At 41.9% G+C, this 9975-nt stretch carries 10 protein-coding genes and 1 pseudogene; 6 read left to right on the plus strand and 5 right to left on the minus strand.

The window, feature by feature from the left end; genetic code table 11:
• The first annotated feature begins 242 nt into the window (after positions 1-242).
• The gene (locus PGQ38_RS11950; protein ID WP_173718378.1) at positions 243-863 is read left to right on the plus strand and encodes a TetR/AcrR family transcriptional regulator; all 621 of its coding nucleotides are present in this window, start codon (positions 243-245) and stop codon (positions 861-863) included.
• 35 nt (positions 864-898) lie between these two features.
• Positions 899-1672: a DUF6062 family protein gene (locus PGQ38_RS11955; RefSeq protein ID WP_270431876.1), complete on the plus strand. Its 774-nt coding sequence runs from the start codon at positions 899-901 to the stop codon at positions 1670-1672.
• Positions 1673-1772: 100 nt separating this feature from the next.
• On the opposite strand, the gene PGQ38_RS11960 is transcribed toward PGQ38_RS11955, so the two are convergent.
• Positions 1773-3212 carry a TrkH family potassium uptake protein gene (locus PGQ38_RS11960; RefSeq protein WP_226855056.1) on the minus strand — a complete coding sequence of 480 codons (1440 nt, stop codon included), beginning with the start codon at positions 3210-3212 and terminating at the stop codon, positions 1773-1775.
• A 12-nt stretch (positions 3213-3224) separates the two neighbouring features.
• On the minus strand, positions 3225-4583 hold the full coding sequence (gene trkA, locus PGQ38_RS11965; protein ID WP_195991427.1) for a Trk system potassium transporter TrkA: 1359 nt from the start codon (positions 4581-4583) through the stop codon (positions 3225-3227).
• Positions 4584-5186: 603 nt separating this feature from the next.
• Between trkA and PGQ38_RS11970 the strand changes: the two genes are divergently transcribed.
• From PGQ38_RS11970 to PGQ38_RS20040, 4 genes and pseudogenes are all read left to right on the plus strand, one after another.
• Entirely contained in the window at positions 5187-5840 is a 654-nt protein-coding gene (locus PGQ38_RS11970; RefSeq protein WP_118581084.1) for a restriction endonuclease, read from the plus strand.
• A gap of 427 nt (positions 5841-6267) precedes the next feature.
• A complete protein-coding gene (locus PGQ38_RS11975) occupies positions 6268-6390 on the plus strand; it encodes a spore coat associated protein CotJA (RefSeq protein WP_226815951.1) in 123 nt (40 codons plus the stop codon).
• Positions 6387-6662, plus strand: a complete 276-nt coding sequence (locus tag PGQ38_RS11980) for a spore coat protein CotJB (protein ID WP_118581087.1) — start codon at positions 6387-6389, stop codon at positions 6660-6662. The genes PGQ38_RS11975 and PGQ38_RS11980 overlap by 4 nt, the downstream gene beginning before the upstream one ends.
• A gap of 6 nt (positions 6663-6668) precedes the next feature.
• Positions 6669-6767 (plus strand): annotated as a pseudogene (locus PGQ38_RS20040) (manganese catalase family protein); the annotation flags it as partial.
• Positions 6768-6995: 228 nt separating this feature from the next.
• On the opposite strand, the gene PGQ38_RS11990 reads toward PGQ38_RS20040, so the two are convergent.
• The 3 genes from PGQ38_RS11990 to PGQ38_RS12000 form a co-directional block, all read right to left on the minus strand.
• Complete coding sequence (locus PGQ38_RS11990) at positions 6996-7787, minus strand: N-acetylmuramoyl-L-alanine amidase (RefSeq protein ID WP_270431878.1); 792 nt, start codon at positions 7785-7787, stop codon at positions 6996-6998.
• 31 nt (positions 7788-7818) lie between these two features.
• A complete protein-coding gene (locus PGQ38_RS11995) occupies positions 7819-8277 on the minus strand; it encodes a phage holin family protein (protein ID WP_195699441.1) in 459 nt (152 codons plus the stop codon).
• 87 nt (positions 8278-8364) lie between these two features.
• Positions 8365-9861, minus strand: coding sequence for a tail fiber domain-containing protein (locus PGQ38_RS12000; RefSeq protein WP_270431881.1), 1497 nt, complete (start codon positions 9859-9861; stop codon positions 8365-8367).
• Positions 9862-9975: the final 114 nt, after the last annotated feature.

The following is a 9975-nucleotide window of genomic DNA, read 5'->3' on the forward strand; positions in this document are numbered from 1 at the left end:
TATGAAAGTTATACAACAAAACTGACCAGTAGTCAATATCTGCTTTTTACCCAAATCTTTTCCTGTTTTGATATTGACTTTTGGTCATTTTTGTTTAAAATAGAAATAAGCCACCATAATTATCAAGAAAAGTTCAGATAGTGAAGCTATAATTGTAACAACCGACTTTTATTGCTGCTGGAAGAGACAGTAAACTTTTATTTATAGAATATCTGACAGACATAAGCTTAGGAGGAACTGGCATGGGAAAACTGGAGTTAAATAAAAAAAGGAAGAAAAGTGCTCTGTACAACACTGCCTTTGAACTCTTTACCACTAAGGGGCTTGCCAAGACAACCATTTCCGATATTGTGGAAAATGCAGGTGTTGCAAAAGGAACTTTTTACCTCTATTTTAAAGATAAATATGATATTCGAAATAAGCTGATCTCTCACAAAGCCGGCGAACTTTTTTCCGAGGCGCATGACGCTCTGGAAGCCTCCCACATTACCGGTTTCACTGCGCAGCTTCATTTTATTGTAGATAATATTCTGGACAGGCTGGAAACTGAAAGTAGTCTGCTTGGCTTTATTTCCAAGAATCTATCCTGGGGAGTTTTTAAGGATGCGTTTCAGGAACAGGCAGATGACGATGATTTTCCATTTTTCCAGGAATATCTCAATCTTCTGGATCAATCTGATGTACAGTATGATTCCCCAGAGCTGCTTCTTTTTACCATCATTGAACTGGTAAGTTCCACAAGTTACAGCTGTATTCTTCACTCCCAGCCAGTCTGTCTTGCTGAATACCGTCCTTATCTTCATCGGACGATAGACTGTATTTTGCAGGCATTTATCCATGGAGCAGATGTTGAAAAATTATAGACTTATACATTAAAATCCTGAAGGAGACCTTACAGATGAAAGAAAAATTATATACCATTCCTCTGATGGATGCTTTTAAAGCAGAGGACGAATGCCCTTTCTGTTTTGTGGAGCGCCAGCTGGAACAGCATGCCATGGATTTCGTTTTAGGTGCCGGTGCATCTTATATGGAAGACGATGTACGGGCAGAAACTGATAAAATGGGCTTTTGCCGTACCCACTATAAGAAAATGTATGACTATGGAAACCGTCTGGGTACAGGGCTGATTCTGAAAACCCATTTTCAGTACAAAACAAAAGAACTTCATGAACAGATCAGGATTTTCGCCCCTTCCAGGGCTTCCGTTTTTTCCCGATTTAAGAAGGGAAACACAGATACAGATGCACCGAAGACTTCTCTTGGCGTATGGGTAAAAGAACAGGAAGATACCTGCTATATCTGCAATTTTTATAAAGATACCTACGCAAGATATCTGAATACTTTTTTTGAACTGTTTAAAAAAAATCAGGAATTTCTCCCGCTTTTTGAAACCTGTAAGGGATTTTGCATTCCCCATTTCGGAGATCTGGTTGAAACAGCTGAAAGTGCTTTATCTGATAAAGAGAAAAAAGCCTTTTACGCTATCCTTTTCCCAATGATGGAGCAGAATATGCAAAGGCTTTCTGATGATCTGGACTGGTTCTGCGATAAGTTTGATTACCGCAATAAAGATGCGGACTGGCGTACTTCCAAGGATGCACTGCCGCGTGGAATGCAGAAAGCGGCAGGAGGATATCCGGCAGATGAGCCATATACTATGGACAAGTAAAACCAGACAAGCTCCTGTTCGTTGCTTACGCAAATAAAGACTCCTCAAATTAACATTCTTTAGAGCGTGTTAATTTGAGGAGTTTTTTATTTGTCAGTTTTCAGAACTTTCTCCAGGTATCTCTCTTAAACAAAAGTAACAGCGGGAATACTTCAAGCCTTCCTGCCAGCATATCAAAGATCATAACACCCTTAGAAATATAAGAATACGTATTAAAGTTCCCGGTAGGTCCCACAGCTCCAAGCCCAGGTCCTATATTATTCAAAGTGGCTGCGATCGCAGTGAAATTGGAAACCATATCCAGATTGTCCAGACTTATGATCAACAGTGAAATAACAAAAATCATAATATACACAAACAGGAACATGTTTGTAGCTCTCACCACCTCATGGGGAATCGCCTTATCATCCATCTTGATCTTCTTCACTGCATTTGGGTGCAGATACAGCTGCAGTTCCTTGCGTGCAGATTTACACAGGATCAGAAGACGGGATACCTTGATACCGCCGCCTGTACTTCCTGCACAGGCTCCCACAAACATAAGGATAACCAGAATGGTCTTGGAAAATACCGGCCACACATTGAAATCTGTGGTAGCATATCCAGTAGTCGTAATGATGGAACCCACCTGGAAGGCAGCCTGCTGGAAAGCTCTTCCAAAGCTTGTGAACATCTCTCTTGTATTAATAGCGATAGCTACAATGGCCAAGCCAATAATCCCCAGATAGTAACGTACCTCTTCATTCTTGGCTGCCTGCATTACTTTTTTCGTCAGAAGCAGATAATAGGCATTAAAGTTGATTCCAAAAAGAATCATAAAGACCGTGATCACCACCTGATTATACGTGCTGTAGCTTGCAATACTGTCATTTTTGATACCAAAACCACCAGTACCTGCGGTACCAAAACTAAGGCACAATGTATCAAACAGAGGCATTTTTCCAATGAGAAGGAAAATGATCTCCACAATAGTCAGAATAATGTATATGGTATACAAAATCTTGGCTGTGGACTGTACCTTCGGCACCAATTTGCTGACAGACGGTCCCGGGCTCTCTGCTTTCATCAGATTCATGTGGTATCCACCGGTAAGAGGCAGCAGGCAGAGAATAAATACCAGTACTCCCATTCCGCCAATCCAGTGGGTAAAGCTTCTCCAGATCAGCATACAGTGAGACAGAGCCTCCACATCACTCAAAATACTGGCTCCAGTCGTGGTAAAACCGGAAACAGTCTCAAATATTGCATCTATAGGATGGGGAATACTTCCTGAAATAATAAAAGGAAGCGCTCCTGCAATACTGAGTACCAGCCAGCTGAGAGCAACTGTAACAGCACCCTCTTTGGCATGGAATACTTTGCTTTTTCTTTTCCTCCTGGTAAGCGGAATTCCAATTGTCAGACAGATCAACATCGTGATCAGAAATGCCAGACCATTTTTTTCCCGGTAAATGATTGCTGTAATTCCTGGCAAAATCATAAATGCCGCTTCAAAATTGAAGATCCAGCCAAGAATATAAGATATCATGGAATAATTCATGTCCGGACTCCTTTACTTTGCAAGTATATCGTTGATATCACGAAGGCCTCTGTTCGTGGTAACAATTACAACTCTGTCTCCAATCTCCAGGGCATCATGTCCACGAGGAATGCGGACACTGCCATCCCGGTAAAGACATCCAACAAGAAGATTCTTCTTCAGATTCAGTTCGGACAATGTCCTTCCTACAATAGGTGAATTATCACAGATCTTAAATTCCAGAGCTTCTGCCTTTCCATCCAGAATGTGATACAAGGTCTCCACATTACTTCCAATGGAATTCTGAGTTGCTCTTACATACTGCAAAATATAATCTGCAGTAATGTATTTCGGGTAAATAACACTTCCGATGTCCAGACTGTCAATAATATCGTCATAGGCAAGTCTGTTTACCTTGGCAACCAGCTTGGCATTCGAAATAGTCTTTGCGAAAAGGGAAAGGAAAATATTCTCCTCGTCCATATTGGTCAAAGTTACAAAGGACTCAGCACTTTCCAACCCCTCTTCCAGAAGAAGGGAACGGTCTGTGCCGTCACCATTAATAATCGTAGCATCTGTAAGTTCTTCGCTTAGGAACTCACAGCGGTTCTTATCTTTCTCAATTACCTTGACTTTGATCTTCATGGCAAGCAGGGCCTGGGCAAGATAATAAGAAATAGTTCCGCCGCCTACGATCACGGTGTTCTTTACCTGATGGGTCTTCAAGCCAATCTTTTTAAAGAAAGCTGCTGCATTCTGCGGGGTAGCAAGAATAGAAATCACATCTCCATTCCGGATCACATTGGTACCGCCTGGAATGGTAGTATAATCTTTTCCCTCAATAGCGCAGAAAAGAATATCGCAGCGAAAGTGCTCCGTAATCTGCTGAATGCTCTTTCCATCCAGTTCAAATTCAGGCATTACTTTAAATTTCAGAAGTTCTACCTTGCCTCTGGCAAAAGTATCAATCTTTATGGCGGATGGAAAACGCAGAAGTTTTGAAATCTCCTGTGCTGCTGCCAGTTCCGGGTTGATAATCATGGTTACGCCCAGACGCTCCTTGATAAAACCGATCTCCTTACTGTAAATCGGATTACGCACACGGGCAATTGTGTGGCAGTGACCAGTCTTCTGGGCGATCAGACAGCATAGAAGGTTCATCTCATCTGATACAGTAACTGCGATAAGAATGTCTGCTGTCTCAATTCCCGCTTCCATAAGAGTATTGATACTTGCTCCATTTCCAACAACGCCCATAGCATCTACTTCATCTGTAATCGCATTAATCCTGTCCGGATTGATATCGATCAAAGTTATATCAGTATCCTCTTCCTGAAGCTGTTCTGCAAGTGTACGTCCAACTTTTCCACACCCGACAATTATAATTTGCATAAATCCTCCAAATATATAAATAATAGGAAAATGTCAGGTCACAGACAAAAAGCGAGTCTGCTCCTAACATTCTAAACACTGCTATTATAGCACTACTGTATGTTTTTGGAAATAGTCATTTTCTTACAGTAAATCTTAGAGTGTGTTTGAAGTTAACTGTGGACTTTGTTCACAAAAAGCCCGGGAAGTGCGGCGCGAAATCATGCGAATGCGTGATTTCTGTGCATCGCGAAGCGCGTTACTGTGAACGGAGTGAACAGCAACGTGTTGTTCGAACAGGTGTTTACTTTTTATTTCATATGTAGTACAATGACTTTATCTCTATAAATATACTTTTATTTCATTTTCCCGAATTTGGCTTTCGCCATTAACTTTATAAACAGGATATTTTCCCCAGAAATGGAAGGAGGCCGGTGCTTTCGCACCGGCGCGTATGAAAAAGAAAAATATTAAATTAAGAAAGACTTGGTGCTTTCTACAGTTAATAATATACGAAACAAATGTGATAAAAGTGTGAAAGACTTTTGAAAAAATCATGAAACGATTTCTGCTGTTTTTGTATAAAAAAACGAAACAATAACTCAAAATAAGGGATTTTACCAGATGAATGGACACAAATTTGAATATAAATGCGCCCGGATGCTGCGCCGAAAGGGATTTCACCATGTAGAAGTTACCAAAAAAAGTGGTGACCAGGGTGTTGACATCATTGCCTACAAACATTTTTCAAAATATGCAGTTCAATGCAAATATTATTCTTATCCAGTTGGGAATAAAGCAGTGCAAGAGGTCTATGCCGGGGGCAAATACTATGACTGCGACCGCTGCATCGTTATGACAAATGGCACTTTCACCAAGGCAGCTATCAGCGCAGCCAATAAATTAGATGTAAAGCTATGGGACAACTGCTCTATGTTAAAGAGTACAAGTCTGATTTTTGAAATAATGAGAGCAATGAATATTCTTGGAATCCTATTTGGATGTTATCTTCTAAGAAATGTTTTTCCATTTTCTTCGGATACTTATTTGCAGTATTATCGGGAATTTTCCCTGATTCTGGCTGGGCTTCTTGGCTGGCTGGGCTGGGAGAACTGGATGTTAAGTACTTTAGCTGGAGCACTGTACCTTTTCCTTGAATTTACATTTCAAGGAGCAGGCAACGTTCCTGAATTCCTGGCAGGCGGTGTAAATCTTGTATTTCTGATTCCCGCACTGATTTATTTTGTGCATGTGTATCTCTTAAAACCAAAGCCATAATAAAAAATACCATCCGTTCTTTTCACTGCACCACCAACAGTATACGTAACTATTACATTCTCTTATATAAACACATTTATATATTTTTACATAGAATAAAGGGAAAGACCTTACGGAATAAGGAAAGGATCTGTTTATGGAAAATTATCAGATGAACCGTTCGGGCTGCCGCCCTTATAATAGAACCTGCGGGATGATGAATTTCTCTCCCGCTCCACTGTCGCAAATGCGGCGAGAGACTTCTTGCAGCGAAATGAATTGTGAGTCCTCAGACTGTACCAGACCATATAAAAATTCCGGTGATTTCATACCTGTGAAGTCTTCATACAATCCGCCAATTTCCCAAACACCAAACTGCCCCTGCACTAAACCAGTTTCATCAAAAACAGATAATATGTATGAGCACCTGAAACACCTGACACCAGCAATGGCCTATGTACCATATCAGAATTTCACTTCAGCCTATGATCTTGACTATGCCTTGTCTGTGGGCACTATTTTCCCACAGCTTTGTAAACCATTCTGTGGAAAGAGAGGTATTCGAAGATGATGAGAAAGCAGCCTTCCCCAAGATGCTCTTTTTTACAGCAGATCAATGAGGTTAGTTTCGCTGTCAATGACATGCTTCTTTATCTGGATACTCACCCTGAGGATCAAAAAGCATTGCGCTATTTTTCCGATATTTCTGACCGTCGCAACCAGCTGATGGCCGAATATGCTGAGAAATACGGTCCTCTGACCATCGACAGTGCAGCTGTAAGCAGTGAAAATGCATGGAAATGGTCTCAGCAGCCATTTCCATGGGAAAAGGAAGGAGCGTGACAGTTTATGTGGAATTATGAAAAAAGATTACAGTATCCAATCAATATCAAAACGCCAAATGCGAAGCTGGCTCAGTTCATTATGAGCCAGTATGGTGGCCCGGAGTGCAGTAACCTATACTAGGACAATATTCACCTTTTTAGGGTTATTTTTCAAACCGGTTGATGATGCAATATTTAATAAGAAGAAAAGCCTTTACTCTCCTGAGGGGCAACTCGCGGGATTGTAAGGGCTTTTCTTGTCTAAGGGAAATCTCATGTTCAGTTTTACTGTACCAGATTCTTTCTCATCTGTCGAGTTTTATCGTGCGAGATAGTACGACAGCATTCGACATCACAGGCTCTTCACCAGTACAGTGAAGCCTGCTGCCTTCAGCTTCTTTACCACCTTATTGGCAGCCTTCTTTGTTCTGTAGGTGCCGACCTGGACACGGTATGGGACGGAGCCGGATACTTTGCGGATACTTGATGAAAATCCTTTTTTCTTAAGCACTTTCACCATTACATCTGCATTTTCTTTTGTTCCGTAGGCTCCAGCCTGGATGTAATACTTTGCTTTTGGTTGCGCCGGCGCAATTGTGATCGTTTTTCCCAGAATGCCCTCTGCGATCAGCTTTCCGTGAGCATCCATGCCAAGTTTTTTCGCTTTGGCATAATCGTCTTTGTTATCACAGAAGAAAGATTCTACCAGGACAGCTTTTGCCTTGGTCTTTCTGGTCCAGTACAAACCTGGACGTTCTTCAGCTCCTCTGTCATGCCAGACAGTGCCAAGCTTCGCGCTGATCCGCTGGGCTTCCGGAAGTCCATTTGCATTGTAGCAGTACGCTTCACAGCCATATGCCTCTCCATTAAAGGCATTCAGATGAAGCTGGACAGACAGATCATAGTTCTGTTTATGCTCTTCTTCAATGAAATACTTGATTTCATCATTCAGGGAATGTAGCTGACCTTCCGGAGCAATACACAAGATTGCCTCATGACCTGCTACCTTAAGCCATTTGCACACATAAGGTGCCAATTCTTTGTTGTATTTATATTCGTTCACACCACCCTTGCTGGTGCCATCTGCAGATGAGATGATACCACCGCCATAGTTCGCGTGACCTACACAGATAAAATATTTCATGTTGAAACTCTCCTTTCAAAAAGGAGGGCGATCACTCGCCCTCGTCAATATCTTCTCCATCTTTATTAATTGCTTTGTCTGCCACTTCCAACCCCTTGATCAGGATCTTCGGGACGTCCACTCCCATCTCCACCAGATTCTCACAAATAGACCTGATCTCATTTACTAACAGGGATGCCAGGACAAAGAACCCCAGCAATGTAGTGATTCCAAGATCAATTCCAAGCGTCTTGCCTAACTCCACGAACACTGCCGAAGCTCCAAAGGCTACTGCGATCATAATCCAGTAAGCCAGTTTCTTCAGAACGCCCTTCCACCCTGCCTTGGAATTCTCTTTGTGTGTCAGTCTGGCTTTCATCCAACCTGTGATCCAGTCCGCAACATTGAACGCCAGGAAAAGAGCAAACAGGATCCAATGTTCTCCAAAAATATAACTTAATACAGCAACAACTGCGCCAACAATGGCATTATACGTATCAATCACCTTCATAATTATGTGTTCTCCTTCTTATTATATTATTTTATAGTATAAAAATAAGACCGGTTACACGGTCTCGCCCTGGGTTCGTTCATATTATCACCCTGCCTTTCTTTTAAGCGCTTCGATTTCTTCATGCTGCATTTGAATTGCCTTAATCAGATATGGGATCACAGCTCTTTCATTCCAGTCTTCAATCAGTCCGTTCTGGTATCTGGCAGCTAATGGAAGGTACTGCTCCACATCCTCTGCGTAAAGCCCGGGAATGGGAACAGCGCTGTCTTTTTCCAGATAGCCAGGCTTATAAACAAAGAATACGGTTGGAAGCTTATACAGATTTTGTATATCATTATCTGTCATGTCCCGGATATGATTCTTGTATCTTCTGGATGAACTGGATAAATAAGAAACCGTAGCCCCATCACTGTCAAATACCAGGTGTCCTCCGGACGATACATGACCTAATCCGAATATCTTGAATCTCTCCGTGCCATCATCAAAACCGCTGCTATCTGTATTTACAGCTGTGTAAATATGTAAGCCGTTTTTTACTGTAAGTGCTCCTCCGGTTGAACTTATTTTACATGTTCCGAATTTTAAATATCCATCCGAGTGTATAGTCATTGCATCTATCCCCGCAAAACGTGACTGAATTTTATCGGATGATATCGTCCATCCTCCCAGCGTACCTTTGACGCTTTTTATACTTCCATCAGTTAATATGCAAAAATAGCTATTAGCCGTCACCACACCGTTTAAATTGATCTTACTGGCACTGATGGAAATACTTTCTGAAGACTGGTTGATCTGGGAGATCAGGCTTGCTTTATCGGCTTTACCGCTCCATGATGTGGAACTGGTTACAGTGCTGACGATTGCGGACTCTGTGATCTTTACTTCTGCTGATTTTCTCCATGTTTCAAGGCCTGACACCTTACTGTCAGTGGAATCCAGGCTTTCTTTGGTTGCATAGGTGCTGGATACGGAAGCTGTAATGCTCTCTGCTTTCTGATCAATAGCGGAATTCATTGCCGTTACGGTTGCGTAAGATTTCAAAAGCTCATCTGTATTCGCATTGGCGCTCTTAACCGCTTCGTTTTGTGCTGCATCCGCGTAACCTTTTGCTGTGGTATCTGCTGCCTGCAGTTTTGCCTGAACGTCAGCTCCTGTTGCGTAAGTCTTGGATATTGTACTGGATAGACCATCCACACTTGCCTTAATGGCTGCATTCATGGCAGTAGTCGTGGAATAGTCACTGTTTATCCTGGCACTAAGGTTGGTCAGGTTTACTGAAAATCCATCCAGGCCTGCTTTGTAATCTGCTACTTTTGCATCCAGGGAGCTATACTGACCGGTTACGGTATCATATTTACTGCTGATATCGGAAAACTGCAGCTGAAGGCTGTTTATATCCAGTACGGCTGATGCAAGTTTACTGTACATGGTTGCCTTGCTGTTCTGCAGCTCAATCAATTCTGACTCGCTGATCAGTGCAGAGAGCTTTCCTCTGACTACTTGGACAGCTGTTTCATTAGACTGGAAACGCTTCAGTACATAATCCTGCGAGTATATATTGACTGGTTGTTCGAATATCATCGGGTTTTTCCTCCTTTCCGGATAAAAATCCATAATAAAAGACACCTTGGGAGGTGCCATTTAGCATGGGTTCTTATTAGTTAAACCAACAAAATAGTGAGAGCTTCAATAATG

Origin of the sequence: Blautia faecis (assembly GCF_027662325.1) — a bacterium.
GTDB classification, from domain to species: Bacteria; Bacillota; Clostridia; order Lachnospirales; family Lachnospiraceae; genus Blautia_A; species Blautia_A faecis.

What these genes read in the sequence shown, in the direction of transcription:
- PGQ38_RS11980 (WP_118581087.1), top strand. Translation starts at nt 6,387, where the DNA reads ATGATGAGAAAGCAGCCTTCCCCAAGATGCTCTTTTTTACAGCAGATC.
- PGQ38_RS11975 (WP_226815951.1), top strand. Translation starts at nt 6,268, where the DNA reads ATGGCCTATGTACCATATCAGAATTTCACTTCAGCCTATGATCTTGAC.
- PGQ38_RS11995 (WP_195699441.1), bottom strand. Translation starts at nt 8,277, where the DNA reads ATGAAGGTGATTGATACGTATAATGCCATTGTTGGCGCAGTTGTTGCT.
- PGQ38_RS11960 (WP_226855056.1), bottom strand. Translation starts at nt 3,212, where the DNA reads ATGAATTATTCCATGATATCTTATATTCTTGGCTGGATCTTCAATTTT.
- PGQ38_RS11955 (WP_270431876.1), top strand. Translation starts at nt 899, where the DNA reads ATGAAAGAAAAATTATATACCATTCCTCTGATGGATGCTTTTAAAGCA.
- PGQ38_RS12000 (WP_270431881.1), bottom strand. Translation starts at nt 9,861, where the DNA reads ATGATATTCGAACAACCAGTCAATATATACTCGCAGGATTATGTACTG.
- PGQ38_RS11970 (WP_118581084.1), top strand. Translation starts at nt 5,187, where the DNA reads ATGAATGGACACAAATTTGAATATAAATGCGCCCGGATGCTGCGCCGA.
- PGQ38_RS11950 (WP_173718378.1), top strand. Translation starts at nt 243, where the DNA reads ATGGGAAAACTGGAGTTAAATAAAAAAAGGAAGAAAAGTGCTCTGTAC.
- PGQ38_RS11990 (WP_270431878.1), bottom strand. Translation starts at nt 7,787, where the DNA reads ATGAAATATTTTATCTGTGTAGGTCACGCGAACTATGGCGGTGGTATC.
- trkA (WP_195991427.1), bottom strand. Translation starts at nt 4,583, where the DNA reads ATGCAAATTATAATTGTCGGGTGTGGAAAAGTTGGACGTACACTTGCA.